The organism is Actinopolymorpha alba DSM 45243, from assembly GCF_000373925.1.
Classification (GTDB): Bacteria; Actinomycetota; Actinomycetes; order Propionibacteriales; family Actinopolymorphaceae; genus Actinopolymorpha; species Actinopolymorpha alba.
In genome coordinates this window covers 1-19,900 of sequence record NZ_KB892809.1, presented here as the reverse complement: position 1 = coordinate 19,900, position 19,900 = coordinate 1, and the positions used below count along the sequence as shown (strand labels likewise).

General features: G+C 65.2%; 20 protein-coding genes and 1 pseudogene. 12 read left to right on the top strand and 9 right to left on the bottom strand.

Going from position 1 to position 19,900, the window contains the following annotated elements:
• Nucleotides 1-5: 5 nt before the first annotated feature.
• The 6 genes from B141_RS0134535 to B141_RS0134510 all read left to right on the top strand — a co-directional run bounded on the left by B141_RS0134535 (nt 6) and on the right by B141_RS0134510 (nt 4,932).
• Nucleotides 6-929, top strand: coding sequence for a carbohydrate ABC transporter permease (locus tag B141_RS0134535; RefSeq protein WP_063828703.1), 924 nt, complete (start codon nt 6-8; stop codon nt 927-929).
• Nucleotides 926-1,828, top strand: a complete 903-nt coding sequence (locus B141_RS0134530) for a carbohydrate ABC transporter permease (protein WP_020579749.1) — start codon at nt 926-928, stop codon at nt 1,826-1,828. The genes B141_RS0134535 and B141_RS0134530 overlap by 4 nt, the downstream gene beginning before the upstream one ends.
• Nucleotide 1,829: 1 nt before the next feature.
• Complete coding sequence (locus B141_RS0134525) at nt 1,830-2,699, top strand: ribokinase (RefSeq protein WP_020579748.1); 870 nt, start codon at nt 1,830-1,832, stop codon at nt 2,697-2,699.
• Nucleotides 2,700-2,702: 3 nt separating this feature from the next.
• The gene (locus B141_RS0134520) at nt 2,703-3,734 is read left to right on the top strand and encodes a LacI family DNA-binding transcriptional regulator (RefSeq protein ID WP_051114271.1); all 1,032 of its coding nucleotides are present in this window, start codon (nt 2,703-2,705) and stop codon (nt 3,732-3,734) included.
• A gap of 95 nt (nt 3,735-3,829) precedes the next feature.
• Nucleotides 3,830-4,219: a VOC family protein gene (locus B141_RS0134515; protein ID WP_026257840.1), complete on the top strand. Its 390-nt coding sequence runs from the start codon at nt 3,830-3,832 to the stop codon at nt 4,217-4,219.
• 164 nt (nt 4,220-4,383) lie between these two features.
• A complete protein-coding gene (locus tag B141_RS0134510; protein WP_157181508.1) occupies nt 4,384-4,932 on the top strand; it encodes a class I SAM-dependent methyltransferase in 549 nt (182 codons plus the stop codon).
• A 162-nt stretch (nt 4,933-5,094) separates the two neighbouring features.
• Here B141_RS0134510 and B141_RS53265 read toward each other — a convergent pair whose 3' ends face one another.
• From B141_RS53265 to B141_RS44385, 6 genes and pseudogenes are all read right to left on the bottom strand, one after another.
• The gene (locus B141_RS53265) at nt 5,095-5,550 is read right to left on the bottom strand and encodes a hypothetical protein (RefSeq protein ID WP_272944130.1); all 456 of its coding nucleotides are present in this window, start codon (nt 5,548-5,550) and stop codon (nt 5,095-5,097) included.
• Nucleotides 5,551-5,559: 9 nt separating this feature from the next.
• Nucleotides 5,560-6,443, bottom strand: a pseudogene (locus tag B141_RS51050) (dihydrolipoyl dehydrogenase family protein); the annotation flags it as partial.
• 460 nt (nt 6,444-6,903) lie between these two features.
• On the bottom strand, nt 6,904-7,074 hold the full coding sequence (locus B141_RS49995; protein WP_020579742.1) for a hypothetical protein: 171 nt from the start codon (nt 7,072-7,074) through the stop codon (nt 6,904-6,906).
• Entirely contained in the window at nt 7,071-8,450 is a 1,380-nt protein-coding gene (locus B141_RS44395; protein ID WP_020579741.1) for a DJ-1/PfpI family protein, read from the bottom strand. Before B141_RS44395 ends, B141_RS49995 begins: the two co-directional genes overlap by 4 nt.
• A gap of 735 nt (nt 8,451-9,185) precedes the next feature.
• A complete protein-coding gene (locus B141_RS44390; protein ID WP_237742882.1) occupies nt 9,186-9,932 on the bottom strand; it encodes a hypothetical protein in 747 nt (248 codons plus the stop codon).
• 237 nt (nt 9,933-10,169) lie between these two features.
• Nucleotides 10,170-10,784 carry a hypothetical protein gene (locus B141_RS44385; RefSeq protein ID WP_157181506.1) on the bottom strand — a complete coding sequence of 205 codons (615 nt, stop codon included), beginning with the start codon at nt 10,782-10,784 and terminating at the stop codon, nt 10,170-10,172.
• A gap of 265 nt (nt 10,785-11,049) precedes the next feature.
• Here B141_RS44385 and B141_RS48290 point away from each other — a divergent pair, with 265 nt between their 5' ends.
• The 5 genes from B141_RS48290 to B141_RS0134455 all read left to right on the top strand — a co-directional run bounded on the left by B141_RS48290 (nt 11,050) and on the right by B141_RS0134455 (nt 15,174).
• Nucleotides 11,050-11,679: a GNAT family N-acetyltransferase gene (locus B141_RS48290; protein WP_202806024.1), complete on the top strand. Its 630-nt coding sequence runs from the start codon at nt 11,050-11,052 to the stop codon at nt 11,677-11,679.
• Between the two features lie 148 nt (nt 11,680-11,827).
• Nucleotides 11,828-12,466, top strand: coding sequence for a dihydrofolate reductase family protein (locus B141_RS0134470; protein ID WP_020579737.1), 639 nt, complete (start codon nt 11,828-11,830; stop codon nt 12,464-12,466).
• A gap of 146 nt (nt 12,467-12,612) precedes the next feature.
• Nucleotides 12,613-13,053, top strand: a complete 441-nt coding sequence (locus B141_RS0134465) for a ribonuclease FAU-1 family protein (RefSeq protein WP_157181505.1) — start codon at nt 12,613-12,615, stop codon at nt 13,051-13,053.
• Nucleotides 13,054-13,117: 64 nt separating this feature from the next.
• Nucleotides 13,118-13,999: a PHP domain-containing protein gene (locus B141_RS0134460; RefSeq protein WP_020579735.1), complete on the top strand. Its 882-nt coding sequence runs from the start codon at nt 13,118-13,120 to the stop codon at nt 13,997-13,999.
• Between the two features lie 161 nt (nt 14,000-14,160).
• On the top strand, nt 14,161-15,174 hold the full coding sequence (locus tag B141_RS0134455; protein ID WP_020579734.1) for a hypothetical protein: 1,014 nt from the start codon (nt 14,161-14,163) through the stop codon (nt 15,172-15,174).
• A gap of 157 nt (nt 15,175-15,331) precedes the next feature.
• Here B141_RS0134455 and B141_RS0134450 read toward each other — a convergent pair whose 3' ends face one another.
• Complete coding sequence (locus tag B141_RS0134450; RefSeq protein ID WP_020579733.1) at nt 15,332-16,207, bottom strand: hypothetical protein; 876 nt, start codon at nt 16,205-16,207, stop codon at nt 15,332-15,334.
• A gap of 47 nt (nt 16,208-16,254) precedes the next feature.
• Nucleotides 16,255-17,871 (bottom strand): glycoside hydrolase family 71/99 protein, encoded by a 1,617-nt coding sequence (locus tag B141_RS0134445; RefSeq protein WP_020579732.1) that lies wholly within the window; start codon nt 17,869-17,871, stop codon nt 16,255-16,257.
• A 270-nt stretch (nt 17,872-18,141) separates the two neighbouring features.
• Between B141_RS0134445 and B141_RS44380 the strand changes: the two genes are divergently transcribed.
• A complete protein-coding gene (locus B141_RS44380; RefSeq protein ID WP_020579731.1) occupies nt 18,142-19,221 on the top strand; it encodes an IS630 family transposase in 1,080 nt (359 codons plus the stop codon).
• A 183-nt stretch (nt 19,222-19,404) separates the two neighbouring features.
• Here B141_RS44380 and B141_RS44375 read toward each other — a convergent pair whose 3' ends face one another.
• Nucleotides 19,405-19,857: an alpha/beta hydrolase gene (locus tag B141_RS44375; protein ID WP_474775236.1), complete on the bottom strand. Its 453-nt coding sequence runs from the start codon at nt 19,855-19,857 to the stop codon at nt 19,405-19,407.
• Nucleotides 19,858-19,900 lie beyond the last annotated feature (43 nt).

The following is a 19,900-nucleotide window of genomic DNA, read 5'->3' as shown; positions in this document are numbered from 1 at the left end:
CGGGCATGCGGAAGGGATCGGTCGCTGTGCAGACGCATCGTTCTGCCCGAACATCATCGCGGCGCAAGAACGCCGTCACAGCACTGCTGTTCCTGGCACCGGCGCTGGTGGCCATCGGCCTCCTGCGGGTTGTTCCGTTCCTCGGCGCCGCATGGTCGACGCTCTACAAGAGAGTCGGCGTCGGGCTGCTGGCGGAACAGAAGTTTGCCGGCCTGGACAACTACGTGACGCTGTTCAGCGACCCCCTCTTCCGCGGGACGCTCCTTCGTACCGTCGCCTTCAACCTGGTCATCAATCCCGTCCAGATCGCCCTCGCGATGGCTGTCGCAGTCCTGATGACTCGCACCATCCCGTTGCGTGGACTTTGGCGGACCGCGGTGTTCGTTCCGTGCACCATCCCGCTCGTCGGCTCCTCGATCGCGTGGGGTGTCGCGCTCCGCGGTGACGGCCCTGTCAACGGGATCCTGCAGGCCCTGGGGTTGTCGTCGCAGCCGTTCTTCACCTCGCCCCAACAAGCCCTTCCCAGCATCATCCTGGTCGCCTCGTGGGTCGGGATCGGTTACTGGATGCTCTTCCTCATCGGCGGTCTGAACGACGTGAACGCCGAACTCTACGAGGCGGCGAGCATGGACGGGGCCAACAGTTGGCGGACGTTCTGGTCCATCACGCTTCCATCGATGCGCCGGCCGCTGCTGTTCGTCCTGGTCGCCGACACGGTCGCCAACTTCGTTCTCTTCGTACCGGTCCAGTTGCTCACCAACGGTGGACCTCAGGAGTCCACGACGCTGCTCATGTTCGACGCCTACCGGCGTACCTACACCTACTCGCAACCGAACCTGGGGGCGACCTCCACCTTGGTTCTCACCGTGATCATGCTGGCGATCGTGGTCGTCCAGTTCCGCCTCCTGAAGGACGAGGACTCACGATGACCGCGACGACAGTCAGAAGCCGGGCAGTCAGCGCGAGTCCCGCCACCGGTCGCCGCGGAATGCGGCCGCAGAAGGTTCTCCTGACCGCGCTTCTCACGGTGCTTGCGGTGCTGACGGCCGTGGTGTTCATCCTGCCCGCGCTGTGGATGTTCCTCGGCTCACTCCGCCCCGGCAACCAGGTGATCGAGAGTGTGAGTCCGCTTGGCTGGCACACGCTCGTCCCCTCAAGTTGGACGCTCGACAACTACGCGGCTCTCTTCGGGGAGTTGCGCTTCGGGCGGAGTATGGCCAACTCGCTTCTAGTCGCCTTCGCGTCGGTGCTGTTGGGTCTTCTCATCTCGGTGCCAGCGGCGTACGCGCTGAGTGTGTTGCGGTTTCGGGGCAGGGAGGCGGTTTTCGCCTTCCTCGTCGTGGGTTTCATGATCCCCTTCGAGGCCATCGCGATCCCGCTCGCCCAGTTCTTCACCGACTGGCATCTCAACAACAGCTACATCGGCCTGATCCTGCCGGGCATCGGAAACGGGCTGGCCATCTTCAACCTGCGCCAGTCGTTCCGCGGGGTCCCCGCCTCGCTTCGGGAGGCGGCGTTCATCGACGGCGCTTCCGATCTGCGCATCATGATGCGGATCTACGTTCCCCTGAACGTCACCACGGTGATCAACTCGGCGCTCCTCATCTTTCTGGCGCAGTGGTCGTCCTACCTGTGGCCGCTGCTCCTGATCTCCAACGAAAGCACGCAGGTCGCTCCGATCGCGATCGCCAGGACCTTCACGGACACGCAGGTGAACTTCGGCCAGATGTTCGGAGGCACCCTCCTGATCAGCGTGGTGCCGGCCGTGTTGCTGCTCTTCCTGCAGAGATTCTTCGCCCGGTCGATCGCCACCTCAGGAGAGAAGTAGCTTGGGTTCCATCGCGGTCGTCGGATCCATCAACCGGGACCTGCACCTCCGGCTGGACGCCCTCCCCCGACCTGGCGAGACGGTCCTGACCGACGCACTGGTGACCACCACGGGCGGGAAGGGTGCCAACCAGGCGGTCGCCGTCGCCCTGGCCAACGCGACCTGTCACATGGTCGGCGCGGTCGGCGATGATGCCGCCGGAGTCGCGGCCCTCGACACTCTGCGCGCTTACGGCGTGGATCTCGGTGAGGTGCACCGCCTGAGCGGAACCTCGACGGGTACCGCCGTGGTGATGGTGGATTCTCAGGGCCAGAACAGCATCGTTGTCGCGGCGGCCGCGAACCTTGCACTCACCCCCAAGCAGGTCACCGCCTCACTTCGGGCGATTCCCGACGTCACCACTGTGCTGGCCCAGTGTGAAGTGCCTCCTGAGTCGGTCGCCGCGGCTGCCGACTTCGCCCGCTCCACGGGGGCACGGTTCATCCTCAACCTCGCGCCCTATCGCACCACCGACCCGTCGATCCTGAAACAGTGTGACCCGCTGGTCGTCAACGAGGTCGAGGCGGCGGCTCTGGCAGGAGATCTGGGGCTGGAGGCCGATGACCTGGGTACGCTGTCGCTCGCTCTCGCGCAGATGTGTCACTCGGTCGTCATCACTGCCGGTGCGCGAGGCGCTTGCCTCGCCCGCGGTTCAACCAGCACGATGATCCCTGCTCCCGCGGTCGACGTTGTTGACACCACCGGGGCAGGCGACGCCTTCGTCGGCGCTTTGACGGCAGGGCTCGACGAGTCCGGTGATATCGATCGCGCGTGCAGGATCGGAGTCGAGGCCGGCTCCATGGCGGTGCAGCATCACGGCTCCATGCCGTGATCAATGCTCTGGGAGAACCAGCACGGAGGAGGTGATGGAGTGCCTGTCACCCGGGCGGATGTAGCGAAGCGGGCAGGCGTTTCACCGGCACTCGTAAGCTACGTTCTCAATTCCGGACCCCGTCCGGTGTCTGCCGAGACCCGCCGACGCGTGCTCCAGGCAATCGAGGAGCTCGGCTACCGTCCCAACCGCATCGCGAGAGCACTGCGCGAGAACCGCACACATTCCATCGCGATGCTCATGCCAGACTATGTGAACCCGCACTTCGCGGAGCTAGCTCAAGCCGTGGAGAACGAAGCGTTCGCCAACGACTACATACTCCTGATCGGCACAGCCAACAACGACATCGCGCGCGAACGAAGCTACCTCCGTTCTTTCGTCGATCGTCAGGTCGACGGACTCCTTCTCATCTCGGCCGCCTCCTCGCCCGACGTCGCGCTGATCACGGAGGCACGGATCCCCGTGGTGCTGTTGGATCGGGCGCCGCAGGACTCGGGATTCTCGACGGTCACGATCGACAACCAACGCGCATCGCGAGAGGCCGTGGAGCACCTGCTGTGGCACGGGCGCCGGGCCCCGGCGTACATCGGCGGACCCAGCGAACTGGACGCGGTGGCCGAACGGGATGCCGGTTGGCGGCAGGCGCTCGAATCAGCAGGGGTGACGAGCGTACCGCCACTGGTGCACACGAACTTCTCACGTGAGGCGGGCTACGAAGCGATGAGGACGCTTCTGCTCTCGCCGGACCCCATCGACTCTGTGTTCGTCGCCAGCGACGCACAAGCTATCGGTGCCATTCGCGCTTGTGTCGAACTGGGTCGTCGCGTGCCGGACGACATCGCTCTCGTCGCCTTCGACGGCACGCAGGCCGGCGCCTTCACCGAGCCCAGGCTGACCAGCGTCGAGCAGGGCATCGAAAACATCGCACGGGTAGCCGTCCTCGAGCTCTTGCAGCGGGTCAAGAACAATGGCAGCCCCGCTCGGCACCAGGTACTCAAACCCCACCTACGGATCGGCGGTACCTGCGGCTGCTGACCGGCGCCCGATTCTGTATGTAGCACGGCTGCGCATCGTCGCAAGGCTGGACTATGGTTCCTGCCACCCAGGTCGCGGCGAGGAAGGGTGTCGAGATGGTTCGTGGACGATCGGAAGGTCATTACTGGGGAATTGTGCTGGACGCGCCCGACGTACGTGCGCTCGGTACGTTCTACGCCAAGATTCTTGAATGGGAGATCTACAAGGACAAGCCCAACGAGTTTGTCCTCGCCGCGCCTGGAGGGAACGGCTATCTAGCTGTGCAACCGCAGACCTCGGCGAAGTGGGTGCGGCCGGCGTGGCCGGCAAGAGATGGTCAGCAGCAGATGATGATGCATCTGGACGTGGAGGTTGGGGACCTCGACAGCGCAGTTGCGCATGCGGTTGAACTCGGTGCGACAGTTGCCGACTTCCAACCCCAGGACAACGTTCGCGTGCTGCTCGATCCGGCTGGCCACCCGTTCTGCCTGTACGTGGACGTTTGAGCAACACCGCCCCAAGTCCGTCGCTCCAGCGGCGCCGAACCCCTTGCCCCCCAGAGGCCTGGTGGGACCTCGGCGTACCTGGTCTGATGGCATCGTGGATGCCACGGCGCCCCCAATCCTGACAGCGGCCCGCTGTGATCCTCGCCAAGCACTTCCGGTGCCGCGTGACGGCTGTCGAGAACTCCGAGAGATTCGCCGAAGCGGGGCTTGAGCGTGCTCGGGCGGCAGGCGTTGCCGATCTCATCGAGTACGTGATTTCTGAGGGGGCGGGCTTCACGCTCGAGCGAGACAAGTACGACGTGGCTGTCTGCCTCGGAGCCGCATGGGTACTTGGTGGCTTCACTAAGACGGCGGAGGCGCTCAGGAACGCCGTCCCCGTTGGCGGTCATGTCGCTATCGGCGATGGCTTCGAACCGGACGAATCGCGTCTGGGCAACGCACGGCGAAGTCATTCCCTCCGCGACATGCTCACCATGATGGTTGGACTCGGCTTGATGCCCGTGAGCATGACCGTTGCATCTCACGACGACTGGGACAGGTACCACTCGCAGATGATGCTCGCCTTCGAGGACTGGATCGACGCGAACCCGAGCCATCCCGACCTTGCGGAAGTACGGAGTCAACGCACAAGCCAGCTACTCGGAGCCATCACTCAGCGGGACGCTGGCTGGGCATTGATCGCAGGTCGCAAGAGACGGCCCTGTGACCCGTAGAAACACGCACCGTGATCACGAGCTGCTCATCCTCGCACGGTCTGTGGACCGGCGTTTGAATCCGAGCTGCTCGTACAGCGACCGGGCCGCCGCATTCTCCTCGTTGACACGTAGCGCGATCTGACGGTGTGCGCCTGCGTCCTCGATGGACACTTCCTACGCCTACAGCATCCATTTCACATTGGATGCCTGGGTCGGGTAGACGAACATCGTCTCCTTCAGCAGCGATGCCGGCACGCCGGCCCGGATTGCCAGCACGAACACATTCGCCAGTTCGCCGGCGTCCGGCCCGATGACGTGGGCGCCCAGGAGGCGCTGGCTGCCCTCCTCCAGCTGGATCTTGTACGCCGCGCAGGGCTCCGCCACCCGTCGGGCCGAGTACCAGGACGAGAGGTCCCCCTGATTGACGTTGAATTTCAGACCCTGTCTGCGTGCATCGTCTTCGAGCATTCCTACCCGGGCTAGTGGAGGAATTGTGTAGACGGTGCTGGCCGAACCGAGGAAATCGACTTTGTGCCGATTGCCTTCGAGGAGGTTGCGGGCGGCGACGGTTGCGCCGTATTCCGCCTGAGGCGTGTTGGGCAGTCCGATCGCTGCCGCGTCCCCGGCGGCGTACACCGCGGGGTTGGAAACGCTCTGCAGATACTCGTTCACCTTGACACCGTGGCGATCGAATTCCACGCCGGCCGCCGCGAGGTTCAAGTCGGCGATCTCGGGCGAACGGCCGGCGGAGTGGACGACCATAGCGGCGTCGAAGGACATCGCGCCGGATGCGCCAGTCGCCTGAACGGTGAAGCGCCCCGACCCGCCTTCGACGCTCGTGACTTCCGTGTTCGTGCGCAGATCGATCCCGAGGCTCCGTGTCCGTTCGACCAGCCGAGCCACCAGGTCGGCATCAAATCTTCCGAGCGGCTGTTGGCCACGGTGCAGGATGGTGACCTCGGCGCCGGCACGCGCGGCCACGTGCGAAAACTCGAACGCAATGTAACCGCCACCGACAACAAGATCCGCTTCGGCAGTTCATCGAGTTCGAGGAACTCATCGCTACGCGTGAGGAGTTCGATCCCGGGAATGGGCAGCCGGGTAGGCCAGGCGCCTGCCGCGACGACGAAGTGTCGCCCCTCCAGCACGTCCTCGCCAACTTCAACTGTGTTGCCGTTCACGAATTGTGCCCGTCCGTGGAATGTTTCGACGCCGGCGCCCGCCAGGCTCGATTCTCTCGCCTGCGGAAACGGGTCGGTGAAGGTCCGCTTGAAGCGCATCAACGCGGGCCAGTCGATCTGAACCCGGCCATTGCCGATGCCTTTGTCGCTCATCCGATGCGACCAGTCGACCAGCTCGGCTGCCCCGACCAGCACCTTCTTTGGGTCGCAGCCGCGCAGCCCGCAGGTGCCTCCGTAGGGCCGGGAATCCCCGATCGCCACCCGCCAGCCCGCCGCCTGGCATAGCCCGGCCACTGTAGAGCCAGCTTCCCCAGTGCCGATCACGACCAGATCGAATGACTTTCTCATACTGCTCCCTATCCCCAATCTCCAGCTAGCCAGGCGCCGGCCGGGACCGAGGTGAACCGCGTCGGGTCGCGCAGCAGCAGGAGTTCAGGTGAGCAGGGCGCGGGCGGCCGCTGCGATGTGCGGGGCAGTGATGCCGGCGGCGTTCATGGGCTTTCGGGGGTTTCGGAGCAACTCGGCCAGAGCGGTGGGCCGTGATCATGAAGGATTGTCGTCGCTATATGACCAATATCCTTCATGATCTTGAGCGGGTTCGAGACGCGCCCACTATGCGAGATCGCTCGCGAGCTGCGGTGACTTGGCGGAGGAGTTTCGGCAAAGAAGCCGAGACACCTCCGCCAAGTCGACTCCCGCTGCCTTCACGATGCCGCGGTTCAGCGATGAGGCGGCCCCGGCCAGCGCGTGGGTAGATGACACAGGGAAAGCACCGGCCGGGAGTGGCGGATTACATGTGGACGACGGGTCAGCTGACCGCCCGCCACGTGTCGGGTCCGAAGATCTCGTAGTGGATCCGGTCGGCCGGGTGGTCACGGCCGATCAGCGACGCTCGTACCGACTCCATGAACGGCGGTGGACCACATAGGTAGACCTGCGCTTCGACGGGAACATCGATGGCCGCACGCGGGATGGTCATGCAGTCTTCGCGGCAGAGTTGGGGGCTGCCAGACCAATCGCCGGTGCGCGGCGGGTGCGCCGTCGCCGGAGGAGCAACAGGATCCCTGCGAGCACGGACCCGGCACCGGCGAGCAGGACCAGTCGAATGGTCAGGCCCCACGGCCAGCGGGTCGCGCTCTGTGGCAGGGCCGGAATCGGGTACTGGAGGGTCTTGGCTACCCAGGTGGCGGTGGCGGTGTCGTAGGTGCGCGCAATGTCCTGCAGGACCCCGTCGAACGGGAAGACGTTGTCCTGGTGCAGGTACACAGCCGTGCCGGCGCCGGGCAGCCCGGACGCAGCCTTCGTGGCGGCGGCCTGCGCACCCGGCACGATCAGCCGGTCTACTTGAGGCGCGGCAGAGGCCCAGTCCGAGCGGGGGATGAAGGTCAGGCCGTGGCGGGAGCGGATGGGCCCCCCATCGCGGGTGACCGCGTGCATGGTGCCCAGGTAGGACAGCTCGGTGTAGGGCCGGAACGCAGAGGCGAGCTCGATCTCACCGACGCCGTCGGTCAGCAACACCCCGGTGGTGGGTCGGTCCCACCGGTAGCTGGCGCTGAGCAGGGCGACCAGGTCGGCCCGTGCCAAGCCGTAGGCTGGGATGACGGTGGTATGACCGGGCTGGTAGCCCGACCAGTGGAGCTGGCGGGCGACGCTGACGGCGGCGTCGGCGCCGAGAGTGCGTTCGATGACGCGCAGGGAGCCGTCGATGCCGCGGAGGACTCCGGCGGTGGTGATGATGTCCCCGGTGTCAACGAAAAGTTGGCCCTGCACCCAGTCCACTTCGGGGTGGGAGCGGCGCAGCCCGATCATGCCCAGCCAGTGGGAGGTGGCCTTGCGGTGGGTGAGCAGGCCGGCGTCAGCCAGGATACCGGCGCCGACGCACACGCTCATGATCAGCGGCGCCCCGTCCTGGTGCTGCCGGGTGACCCAGTCGACCACGGCCTTGGTAGACCCGTTGATTTGTGGTACGACGATGACCTCGGGAGGGTGGGGCAGGCGTCGGGCGAGGTCCTCGAAGGTGAGGTCAGGCACGATGTCCAGTCCTCCGGTGAGCGGCACCGGGGATGGGGTGGGTGCCACGGTGAGCACGTTGAACGCCCTGGTGAGGGCGAACGCCTCGTACGGGGCGAGGGTGTCTGCGGCGTTCGCGCCCTCGGCGCCGAGCACGATCGCCACGGTCGGCTTGTCAGGGTCGATGCTCGGGGGTGCCGGACGCTGGTTTGGGTTCAGCGACCGCGGCCCGGGTGCGGGGTAGACCTGCCTGGTTGCCGTGGGGATCGCGACAGCCGCTGCGGCGACGGGGACGATGATGGCGGCGAGCAGAACGAGCAGGACTCGCCCGATACGGTGCCACATGTTCTTCTCCTTGAGCGTGGGCGGCGCGGCCAGCCGGTGTCGGACTCCATCTGTAGGAGGCGGCCAGCGCCGCCTCGTCGTACTACGCGGCTAGGTCGCCCGCATTCGGGCACGGTCATACAGTCAGGCCAGCCGCAATCGACTCGCTATCGATCGGCTATCAGTGCCGCCACGAACATCTCCTAGGTTTTCCGAGGGCTTGGCCGGGACGAACCCACCACGTGCTGGAGTCATGGAGGCAGGATCTCCGAGGCACGAGGATCTCCGCGTCGGGAGGCCAAAGAAAGACCGTCCGCGATGGACGGTCCGATTTCCTGGGATTTCTGTCCGCCAGACACCGCCCGGCGCACTCGCCACCTGGAACTCGGCCAGGGCGTTGTCGTAAGAGTCCCTGATCGATCCGACCGACGGATCTACACCGAGCTCGGAAAGCCTTGTGGTGAGGGCGATCGAGGTGATACGCCCAGCCGGTCGCCCGCCGCAGCGGTGGCGATCAGCGCACAGGGCGCGACAAGGAGGAGTTGGGAGCGCTCTGCCGCCCAGATCAGGCAGGGGAATACAAGGTAGAGCAGGTCGAAGTGAAGCCTGCGAGCGGCCGCAGCGGCGGTGATCCAAAGGCACGTGCTGGTGCGACGATGGACCAGGTTGCTACCGGGCATACCGCACCCGATGCTGCGTGGCCTTCGGCAGGCTTCCAGGGTCTCGTTCCAGCGACCGACGTCTTGAAAATCAAGGTCACGAGGGCTCGGGCCGGATGATCACGAAGGGCGTGGTTGTGACCTTCTGCCCCATCGGGTTGTCGGCGAGGATCTCTGTCAAGGCGGCGGCGGGTAGGGAGCTTGTGGAGGTGGCGCGGATGGAGCCACCGAAGTCGTTCATGTCGACGATCGCGATCCCGACTCCGACGCTCTGCTCGAATCCTTCGCACAGCTGGGCTGCTTCTGTCGGGTCAAGGGGCGGGAAGAGGTGGTGTTCGTGGGGTTCGACACCGCCATCGATGTCACGGGCGAGCGTGCCTGCGACGCGGTAGAAGACGCCCCGTATCCCTAATGGCCTGGTGAGGGCTGAGGCCGCGGCTGCGGCGAGGATGCGTGCTCGGCCAGTTTCATTGATCACGTACTGCATCTTGGGCGGCACCGACAGGCCGAGTGCCTCGCCGAGTTGTGGTCGGATGAAGCGTGCGAGAAGTCGGCCTAGCCACCGTACGCAGATCGTTTCAACCGGCACCGTCTTGTCGGCGAGGAGGATGGCGACCTTCTCGCTGATTGCGATGGTGTCCCCGGACTGACGGTCGGATGTATAAGAAAGCAAGACGGCGGCGAGATCTTCGTTTTCGCTGAGCCAATGGGTTCGGATGGGGTAACGGGTGAACCGTTGACCGCTGTACGTGACGGTGGTCTGGACTAGTTGCGCGGTAGCCATGCTGCGCCCCTTGGTCGGACAATTTCCGGCGTTCGCACCCAAGCATGGCGGCACGGTCATCGCGGCGACCGTAGATGAAGGTTTTCTCATCAAAGGAGGTGACGTCGCTGCTGGAGCGGGAGTTATCGACCCCGAGTCCCGGTTTCTGGTAGGCAGAACAGGGAAGTATGCGGGCGGGAAGGCTCTGAGGGTATGGCGCGCGGTCTCCGCCGTCCAGCCATCTTCCGGGTGGGCCACGCCAGCGTGGATCATCCAGCGCAGTACGACCTGAGTCGGGCCTCTACACGGAGATCAGTTTCAGTGTCCGGTAGCCAGGATCGCGGAGGGAGCGCCTCTCACGGCGGCTGCCGCGTCACCGACTCTAAGTTCGACAAGGAGGTCGCACGATGATGCAGCGCACTCGCAGTCGAACGTACGGACAACCCTGCCTGGGTCCTTCACGGGGACACGCGGTCGCGCCGATGGGCTGGTGTACTGGGCGACGAGCGCCTGATTCCCGTACCGGATGAGGCTTCGGCGTTCGTCCAGACTTGCGGCGGTAGGACCTTTGGCGATGTACGCCGCAAAGACTCGCTCGATCTCGCCGATCGTCTCGTCCACTGTCAGATGGTCGACCGTGATCGTGGTGATGGTGGTCTCCTCGAGATGCTCGGCCATCGGCTCCCAGCTCTTCAGGTAGGCGGGGGGAACACCTTCAGGGTGCCGGATTCGCAGCCTCGCATGTTGCACCTCTTTCGACGGCATGAGCCACACTGCCTGGCTTGCGATTTCCGGCCGCAACTTTGCCATCCTGGGCGTCAACGGTCCATCAGCCACGATCAACGGGGATACAGGGAGCACGCGCAGGTCGTCGATAATCATCGGCTTGCGGTCGTAGTATTCCTGACCTGGGCCGCGGTCCGGCAACTTCACCCCTGCGGCCAGTGCCCGATCGCGGTGCTCCCAGGTCTTGGTGTCGGAGCTGTACCACCGCAGCCCATGCCGTCGCGCCAGTAGTCGGGCAGCCGTCGTCTTGCCGGCACCGGCCGGACCACCAATCCACAGCACGTTGGACAGTTCCACGAGACCCGCTTCCTTCCGCCAACCGATCGGCGGACTCGTCAGCTACGCGTGTACGAGTCTGCGCCACTGGCCGTAGGAACATAAGCCTTGAAGTTGCGACGCAGGGGTGCGAAGAATGGAATCGAAGCCTCCGATGCCCGCAGCCATGGCCGACTGGGAGATCGCGGTCCGGCCCTGCGTCATGCTCCCGATCAGCCTGGCCTACAACCGGCCCCGCCTTGAGAGGATGTCGGCATGGCGACGGCGAACTCACCGGATCAGCTCAGGATCGTCCCGGCCAGCCTGGCTTCGTGGGACGACCTGCAGGCGATCTTCAGCACGGGCGAAGGTCGACCCGCAGGCCCCATCGACCACCGGCCTGGTTGCGTACTGCGGAGGTGAGGCGGCCGGCTGGTGTGCCGTTGAGCCTCGTACCGCATACCCACGGCTGCTGAAGATGCGCGTTCCCTGGACCGGGCGCGACGAAAACAAGGCCGACGACGGTATCTGGGCTGTGACGTGTTTTGTTGTACGCAAGGGATATCGCCGCCGCGGAGTTGCATCCGCCTTGGCTCAGGCCGCCGTCGACTTCGCCCGCGAACGCGGCGCCCGCGCGGTTGAGGGATACCCGAGAGTCACGCTGGCAGGAGAAGAGGTTGGCGAGGTTTCACTGTATGTAGGCAGCTGGAACCTCTTTGCCGCCGCGGGTTTTCGCGAAGTCAGTAGGCCGACACCACGACGCGTTGTGATGCGCGTCGACTTCTGACGGGGTGACGCCAGGTATTGAGCAGTACCCGGCCTCGTGTCGATCGCTGGTCGGGTGCTCGGCGATCGTTCGATGAGTTTGTGTCCGAGCGCCGGTCTAGGTTTGTGCCGGCACACAAGCCGGAACACAAGGAGGAGGGCACCACACCATGGGCACGATCCACATCGACCTGTTCGCGACGCTCGACCTGGTTGGCCAGGCGCCGGGTGATCCGGAGGAGGACCCCGACGGCTTTCCGTTCGGGGGATGGCAGGCGCCCTTGTTCGACGATACGGTCGCCCAGCACGTCGGTGCCGGAATGGAGGGCATGGACGCCCTGCTGCTGGGCCGCAAGACCTACGACATCTTCGCCGCGTTCTGGCCGAACCAGGTCGACGGCGTCGACGGCGGGATCGCCACGCTGTTCAACAGCATCCCGAAGTACGTCGCCTCGCGAGGCAACCCGGATCTGGGCTGGGCGGGCTCGACGCAGCTGGGACCCGACCTGGTGAGCGCCGTGCACGAGCTGCGCGACAGGCATGAGCACATCCACGTGATCGGAAGCCTGAACCTGGTGCAGACCCTCCTGCACGAGCGCCTCTTCGACCGGCTCGATCTGTGGGTCTTCCCCATCGTGCTCGGCGTCGGCAAGAAGGTGTTCGACGGCGGTGCGGTGCCTGCCAACCTGGTGCTCCTCGAGCCGCCCGTCGCCTCGCCCAAAGGCGCTGTGCTCCTGCGTTACGGCCTGGGTGAGGGGACCCCCGGCACCGGGGACATGCGACACGAAGACCGCGGCATCGGCGGCTAGCGCCAGCGGTCTCGACACCACTGTCGGCAGATCGATTTGTGGCGGAGCAAGCTCTGAGTGGGGGTCGGATCATGCAGGATCGGTGGAGATCGGTTTCGGTGGTCTCGACCAAGTGGAATGGTGACTTCCATCGGAGGACGCCATCGTTGGAGCTTGGGTCTGATGCCGCAGGCACGTGGCTGTGGATGCCGCAGGGCACAGTTGCGGAAACTCCCTCTGGTCCGTACAACGCCTTCCCTGGCCTTCGTCTGATCCCGGTCGGACAGATGTGGTCGGCCTATTTCGTGCCGTCGACTCCGGTCGGGCAGCGGCCGGCGAGTGTGTATGTCGACATCAGTACGCCGATCCGGCGGGACGGTGAAGTGTTCGAGTTTGTTGACCTTGACCTCGATCTGGAGCAGGTCGAGACGGGACCGGTCACGGTGTTGGATCGTGACGAGTTCTTGGAGCGCTCGCAGGCATGGTCCTACCCGGCGGAGCTGGTCACTGCCGCGGAGGAAACCTGCGCTTCGGTTGGAGCCGCACTGTCCAATGGCAGCGCACCGTTCGACGGGTCCTACGTCTCTTGGTGGCGACTGGTCAGCTAAAGAGGCGGTAGCGCTGCAAAAGGGATGCTTAGGCGGTCGACGGCCGGTACGGCAGGATTGCACCATGCAACTAACTGGCGATGGACATGTCCACAGCGAGTGGTCCTTCGACACCGGCGGCCCGAAATCGGCATCGGCGGGGCTGATGGATGCGATCTGTGTACGGGCGGTCCAGCTTGGTCTGCCGGCGCTGGCGTTCACGGAGCATCTGGATGTGGTGGGCTGGTTGATGGAAGAAGAGGACCTGCTCGCCGAGGTCGAGATCGGCGAGCAACTCCGCTCCTACACGGATTCGCAGGGAGTGTTGCTCCCGGAACCCTTCGATGAGGCCGGCTACCTGGAATGTGTTGAGCGGTGCCGATTGAAGTTCCCGGACTTGCGCATCCTGAGCGGCGTGGAGTTCGGCCAGCCTCACCTCAACGAGACCCGAGCGCGGCAGATTGTCGATCTAGACTCCCTGGACAGGGTGAACGGTTCACTGCACACGATCCCGGTGTCCGATGAGCCTGGCGCGGTTCGTGCCGAGCCGGGCACGCTGTACCGGAAATGGCCAGCCGCGCAGGTTGTGCGGGGCTACCTCGCCGAGGTGCCACGCATGGTGGAAGGCTCTGCGGTCTTCGAAGTTTTCTGCCACATCGACTACTGGGTCCGGTCCTGGCCGCGCGACGAGGAAGGCCCGTTCAATCCGAGGGCGTTCGAGGAGGAATACCGCCAGGCGATGCGAGCGATCGCGGGCAGCGGTCGTGCGCTGGAGCTGAACGTCGGTATGACGATCCGACCGTGGATCCCGCAGTGGTGGCGTGAGGAAGGCGGTCGTGCGATCACCATTGCCAGCGATGCCCACGCCCCGGGGCCTCTGGCCAACAACCTCTATGAAGCCATGGCGATGGCCGAGCACTTCGGCTTCCGCCCTGGCCGCAACCCGGAAGACCTTTGGACCCGCTGACCGCCGCCGGAGGATTGTCAGCTTGGGAAACGTACATATTCGGCGCCGAGAGGGCGGTTCCCCGCGGCATCGCGAGGCTGGAACGGCCTGGAGGACCCTTCGCTGTCTTCGCCTAATGGCCAGTTAATGGCCCGAGGACACCACGTTCGGAGCGTAGAGCTATGAGTCAGACGCGGCTGCCGTTATCGGCATTGCTGTCCCAGGTATTGATCGACCTCGCATTGGAGTACGAGCGCGCCGGAGCGGGGGTGTACCCCATGCCGTCCCTGGAGACGTGGTCGAACCTGCTCCGTTGCGTGGACGCGCAGAGCGTTGTCGAGCGGCAGCTTCCCGAGCTGACGCGGTTGTCGAAACGCGCGGTCCGTGCCCGTGTGGGGAACGCGGTCCGTCGGGGTTGGCTGCAGGTGGAGGGCGGCACCCCCGGCACGCGCGCCGCGGTCCTGGGGTTGACCGATCGAGGGTGGAAGGCGCGCTCCGGTTGGCCGTCACTGGCCGACGCCGCCGACCGGGCGTGGCGGGAACGCCTCGGCGATGACCTCGCCTCGACGCTGCGTGCACGGCTGGAGACCCTAGTTGCCCGGCTGGACCTGGAACTGACGCACTTCCCTGCCCCATACGGTCCGAGTGACCTTCGCATCTCTGGGGGCGGGGGTATTGACTGGTCGCCGGTTCCCCGAGGTGGGGCAGACACCGTGTCGGACCTCGGTCTGCCCGCACTGCTATCCCAGGCACTGGTCGCCTACTCGATTGACTGCGAAACGCAGTCCGACGTTGATCTGGCCTCTACTGCCAACGTCTTGCGGTTCCTCCACCAGGGCGGCCTGCCAGTCGCCCAGGTAAGCAGGGTAGGAGGCTTGAGCGGTCTTGAGCGTCATCGCTACGTCGAGACCTACCGCGATGCCGACACCCAGATGGTCCGGCTGGCTGAGCGAGGCCAGCGCGCATGCGACCGTTACCAGCCCCTCGTCGCCGAAATCGATCGGCGCTGGGAAAGTCGGTACGGGACGGAACGAGACGCTGCGTTGCGCACAGTGTTGGAGGCGATCGTCGCGCGACTCGACCTCGACCTGCCGCACCATGCGATCGGAGTGTTCAGCCACCCGGACGGTCTGTTTGTTTCGCGTCAGCACCGTGTACGGACAGACGTTCAGGTCAAGCAACTGACATCGTCCTAAGCCGAACGCCGGGACAGCACCCGCTCTACCGCGTTCGGGACAAGGCGTGTCAGCGTGCAACTCGCGTGCGACGTCGAGGCCACCCTCGCCGACGCACTCGATATCCGGGCTGGGCGTCGGGGACCGATGGCTCACGCTGTCCGCCGACGGGGCTCATTTAGTCAAAGCGATAGAGCTTGGGGTCGCGGAACTGGGTGGTCCACTGGGTGACGATCGGGTTCTGTGAGCCAGGGTAGGCGTTCTCGGACTCCGCCGTGAGGATCAGCGTGACATCGGAACCCCAGTCTGGATGCGAGATCCAGGCCAGCGGCCGGCCCTGGACGTTAGGCACGCGCAGGCCGTCGATGAGCAGGCCGGCATAGGTCTGGCTGGCGAGGTCGGCGTGCAGGTCGAAGATGTGCCAGTTGGTGTCCAACCGTGGCATGAAGCCGGTGTCCACGGCGATCAGGTTGTCGCTCGCGTCCCTGCTGTAGATGAAGATCTTGCCGAAGTTCGGATCCCAGGGGTTGAGCTTCCAGAACGCCGCCGCTTCCATGGTCCGCTTGTTGGAATCCCACAGCCGTTCCGACCCGTCCCAGAACTGGATCATCTGGTGGATCTGTTCGGGAAACCACGGAGCGGTGTCGCGGCTCGGCACGAGCGGCAACCGCACCGCGAAGACGTACTCGTAGCTGGTGAGTCGCAGCGGTTGCTGGTCCGGCGTCCGGTCGGTGAACCTCCGGTTGCCGATGGCGTTGACGAAGGTGATCCGCCCGCGCGGATTGGCGGTCACCGCGGTGTAACCGCTGAGATGCTGGATGGCGACATCCGAACCGTCACAGGGGAAACTACCGCCCCCGGGATTGCATTCGGCATTGACGCCGTAACCGGCAAGCGGCCCCCAGTTGTCCCAGACCAACGTGTAACCGGCGGCCTGTGACGGCCGGGCGGCCACCAACGCTCCGGTCCCGACGCCGCCGAGGAGAGCGGCGCCGGCCGCGGCCAGCATCGTGCGGCGAGGAAGCGTCTGTGCAATGCCACCATGCTGGTTCATGAGCGCGTTCCTTTCGTTCCGCGAATACTGGGATGATTGAACCGCGCTCAACGACTGACATAGCTGACGATGGGTGAGGCCTGGTTGAGGAATCCGGACTCGCCGACCATCTTGACGAACAGCCGATGAGTGCCTGGCTTCAGACCGTCTAGCTGCAGGAAGCTTCGCGACCGCGGCAGCGGGGCGAGCAGGCGGTAGTTCGTGCCGTCGGTCGAGTCGAAGACCTGCAACCGCGCGATCGTCGCCTTCGTGGCATAAGGCGAGCTCGCACGCAGGTCCCAGCGAAGCGTCCTGCCGTCGACCCGCGCGTCAACCGTGTAGCAGTTGGAGATACCGGTCTCGATCGACGTTCCCTCGTTGTGGTCGTTCCACGTCGCCACCTGCAGGAACGGCAGCTGGTTCTGCCTGGAGTAGTACTTACCCACGCTGGCGAGCGAGGCCAGCCAGGTCTGGCCGCACCGCTGGTCGATGACCCGGCGCTCGCCCCAGGCCGACTGGGTGTCGTTGAACCCCTTGTACGCGATGCCGAAGACGAGCTTGTCCTCGGAGTAGGGCAGCGACGTCGCGTAGAAGTGGTCGACCGTTCCGCCGACGGTCTCTGGCGAGATGCGCAGGTCATTTTGGTTCTGGGTGGGGTTGACCCAGTTGAAGGCACCGTCGCTTGCGACGTGGGTGAATCCGGGTGCGTTCTGGAAGATCAGCAGCGGCGCGCCGTTGTCGTCATCGTACGGTGCGATCCCACACGACTCTGCGAGGTTGCTGGACCATCCGCGGACCTGGCGCCAGATATCAGACCATGACGGCGCCGGACCGGTCGGTGGCAGGTTGGAGAACATGTGGCCCTCGTCGACGAAGAACGTCACGATCGGACGCGGGCCGTCACCTTCGAGGGCATACCTCTGATAGGCGTCGTCGACGAAATGGTAACCGTTCATGTAGCAGAGGTCGTTCTTGATCCGGGCGACGATGCAGCCTTCCAGGGCGGTGGCGTCCTCGTTCGGCGGGCAGGCCTCCCCGGTCGTGCCGGGAATTCCGGTTGGCCGCACCGGCCATTTCAACGTGCTGCCGTCGTAGTTGAGCAGGTAGCTGATCCGGCAGTTCCGCGGCTTGGCGCAGTAGCCGAGTTCGTGAATCGCCGTCTGCACCTTGAGCGAGGCCTGGTCGACAGGGCTACCGCCGGCGTACCAGTCCATCACCACACCATCGAGACCACGGCGGGCGATGTCGTGTAGTTGGGCCCTGGCCGTCGTGATGTCGTTGGAGCTGTAGTTGGTCAGGACGTTGGAATTGCACCTCGGCACGGTCGGCGAGCTCGAGCCGTCCGCAGGCGTACAGAATCCCAGCATGACGTGGACGAAGATCTTCGTCGTGCTTCCGGGATAGAGCAGCCGCCGGGTGCTCTCGTGCGAGACGTTTCCGCCAGGTGCATTGAACATCGGGGTCTCGACGTCCGGGGTCACCGTGTCGACCTGTCCCGGATAGCTTCCCGCGCAGTTCTCCGGCGAGGTGTCGCTTCCCTCGACGCAGGTGGACGTGTTGTTCCGCGTCTGTTCGGCGTACGTGGTCGTCGGGCGCTGTTCCGCCGACGCTGGACCGGTCAGGGCAAGGCCGACCAACGACATCGTGAACGCGGCGATGGCGGCGCTGATTCGCGTGATCCTCATCCGTTCGGTCCTTCCTGCTCGACTGCTCGGGCGGGCGCGGGACCGACGCCATCCGCGCTCTCGACCATGAACGGTTTGAACATTTCGTGAAAAGCCTCGATGCGCCTAGCCAATGTGGGCTCAACAGAGCGTCACGTCAAGGCGCTCAAGGGACGCCACTCTTACCGGTTCCGGTAAGAGTCAAACGCGCACGCAGTCCGGCGGGCGGATTCGCCAGACGGTCGTCTAGTGCCTCGTCAAGGAACGTTGGCGTTGTAATCGTGTCGGGTTGTGCTGGCGTCGTTGCAGGGCCGGTCGGCGTCGGAGGCGGCGGCGATGTTCGCTGCGCCGCCGCAGTACGCCCGGGATGTGATCAAGGCGTTCAACCAGATGGGGTTTGATGCTTTGAACCCAGAATGGAGCGGGGGTCGACCGAAGAGGATCGGCCCCGCGGTAGCTGAACATATCTGCCGGATCGCCAAGACCCCACCAGCCAGGGCGGGTCTGCCGTTCACTACGTGGAGCCTGACGAAGCTGCGCGAGTTTCTGTCCGCGTCCGGGAACGTCACGGTTAGCACCGAGACGATCCGCCAGATCCTGCGCAAGGCGGGAATCTCCTGGCAGGCGACCAAGACCTGGAAGGGATCCAAAGACCCGGACTTCGCTGAGAAGATGGCTCGTGTCCTGGACCTGTACGACCATCCACCGGCCGATGGGCGGGTGATCTGTGTCGATGAGTTCGGGCCGCTGAACCTGCAGCCCAGACCGGGTAAGGGCTGGTTCCCCGGGCGCCAGGCCAGGCGGTTACGGGCCACCTACACCCGCACCGGCGGGGTGCGGCACATGTTCGGCGGGCTCGACCTGGCCTCGGGGCAGATGTTCTTCCGGTTCCGTGACCGTAAACGCTGGCAGGAGTTTCTCGACTTCTGCAGGCAGCTTCGCGCCCGGTTCCCGACCGGGAAGCTGTACCTGGTGGTGGACAACTTCTCCCCGCACAAGAAGGACAAGGTCACTGACTGGTGTGAGCAGAACAACGTCGAGCTGGTGTTCACCCCATCGAACGCGTCTTGGCTGAACCGGATCGAAGCCGAGTTCACCCACCTGCGCTACTTCACCCTCAACGGCAGCGACTACCCCAGCCGCGCCGCCCCACAGCACCTCCAGCGCCCTCCCCGGCCTTCCCACCGACGCCTGCGGGCGGGCGTCGCCGAACCGCAGCGCGGTCTTGCCGATCCCGATGCCGTAGGTGCGCACGGTGTTCGGATTGCCCAGCGAGCCCAGGAACGCATCGGCCGCCGCGCGCACGGTGAACGCCGTCCGCCGGTCGGCAACACCACCAGTTCGGCCACCCCGACTCCTTGCCGCAGATAACGGGGCCGCTTCACGCGCCGTCCGGCGGCCGTTGCCGCAGGTGGCGATCAGCGATGCCGCAGATAATAGGCCGTTACCTGCAGGAAGACTTCAGATCCCTGCCGCGCGCGCTCAACACGCCAGCCGCCCCACCAGGAGCAGCAGAGGCTTAGCGCCCGAACTCGCGTTGCTAACCGGCGTCCATCAGGACAGCGCCCCGCGATGCATAGGGGTCGGCGTACGCAGCCCTTGCTCTGCGGCGTAGGCCTCGAGGCGGTCCACCAGCTCGTGTGGGCGGCTCAGCGCCGGGGTGTGCCCACCGTCGATCTCGTCCGGGGGGATGCCCAGGCGCTCTTGGGCGACGCGGCGCAGAAAACCCGTGGGGAACAGGCGGTCGTCGCGACAGATCAAAACCTGCGTGGGGACGTCGGGCCAGGCCCGAAGCGGGGACGGTTCCCCCATCCGGGCCTCGGACTGGGCGCGGCCCCGCTTCAGCGCCTCGGCNGCCAGCTCCGGTGGGACATCCTGGTAGAACAGCGCGATGGCATCGTCGTAGCGGTCCCGCTCCTCCTCCTCGTATCTCGTATGGGCCCAGTAGTCTGCGGGCGCCTCTGCTGGCGCGGGGATCATGGGCGCGACCAGGACGAGAAGTTCCACCGCCACCCGGTCGCAGACAAGCGGGGCGGTGAAGCCGCCGAAA

Bases quoted from the DNA above. Each gene is read 5' to 3' on its own strand.
- B141_RS0134535 (WP_063828703.1), top strand. From the start codon at position 6: ATGCGGAAGGGATCGGTCGCTGTGCAGACGCATCGTTCTGCCCGAACA.
- B141_RS0134530 (WP_020579749.1), top strand. From the start codon at position 926: ATGACCGCGACGACAGTCAGAAGCCGGGCAGTCAGCGCGAGTCCCGCC.
- B141_RS0134520 (WP_051114271.1), top strand. From the start codon at position 2,703: ATGCTCTGGGAGAACCAGCACGGAGGAGGTGATGGAGTGCCTGTCACC.
- B141_RS0134515 (WP_026257840.1), top strand. From the start codon at position 3,830: ATGGTTCGTGGACGATCGGAAGGTCATTACTGGGGAATTGTGCTGGAC.
- B141_RS49995 (WP_020579742.1), bottom strand. From the start codon at position 7,074: ATGACCATCCCGCGTGCGGCCATCGATGTTCCCGTCGAAGCGCAGGTC.
- B141_RS44395 (WP_020579741.1), bottom strand. From the start codon at position 8,450: ATGTGGCACCGTATCGGGCGAGTCCTGCTCGTTCTGCTCGCCGCCATC.
- B141_RS44390 (WP_237742882.1), bottom strand. From the start codon at position 9,932: ATGACCGTGCCGCCATGCTTGGGTGCGAACGCCGGAAATTGTCCGACC.
- B141_RS48290 (WP_202806024.1), top strand. From the start codon at position 11,050: ATGGAATCGAAGCCTCCGATGCCCGCAGCCATGGCCGACTGGGAGATC.
- B141_RS0134470 (WP_020579737.1), top strand. From the start codon at position 11,828: ATGGGCACGATCCACATCGACCTGTTCGCGACGCTCGACCTGGTTGGC.
- B141_RS0134460 (WP_020579735.1), top strand. From the start codon at position 13,118: ATGCAACTAACTGGCGATGGACATGTCCACAGCGAGTGGTCCTTCGAC.
- B141_RS0134455 (WP_020579734.1), top strand. From the start codon at position 14,161: ATGAGTCAGACGCGGCTGCCGTTATCGGCATTGCTGTCCCAGGTATTG.
- B141_RS0134450 (WP_020579733.1), bottom strand. From the start codon at position 16,207: ATGAACCAGCATGGTGGCATTGCACAGACGCTTCCTCGCCGCACGATG.
- B141_RS0134445 (WP_020579732.1), bottom strand. From the start codon at position 17,871: ATGAGGATCACGCGAATCAGCGCCGCCATCGCCGCGTTCACGATGTCG.